This is a genomic window from Cellvibrio mixtus subsp. mixtus J3-8, assembly GCF_000766945.1.
Lineage (GTDB): Bacteria > Pseudomonadota > Gammaproteobacteria > Pseudomonadales > Cellvibrionaceae > Cellvibrio > Cellvibrio mixtus_A.
Genome location: NZ_KN266220.1, coordinates 3,934 through 4,207, shown reverse-complemented (window position 1 = coordinate 4,207; position 274 = coordinate 3,934). Strand labels below are relative to the sequence as shown.

Below are 274 nucleotides of genomic sequence, written 5' to 3'. Positions count from 1 at the left end.
CACCGGTCACCTACCTGATTAACTAAAATCGCCAAGTTCGATGTTTTCAATCAGGCAGCCGAAACCGTAATCCTCGATAACATAAGCATCGTTTGAAGATTCATAGTTGGCAATGCGGTTGAAGTTCGGCTCTTCGACGATGTGGCGACGGCGTGCACCTTCCTGCCAGTAGATCGACAGATTGGAGAGCGCGGTAATGAAAATTTTGCCGTCAGGAACAAACGGTGCGCGCACTGCTTGCAGACCACCAATGCGTTTTTGCGAGACAATCAAG

General features: G+C 49.3%; 1 protein-coding gene. It reads right to left on the bottom strand.

What is annotated here, in order from left to right; all coding sequences use genetic code 11:
* Positions 1-18 precede the first annotated feature (18 nt).
* The coding region (locus A596_RS23700; RefSeq protein ID WP_039918805.1) for a P2 family phage major capsid protein at positions 19-274 on the bottom strand (256 nt) is incomplete at its 5' end.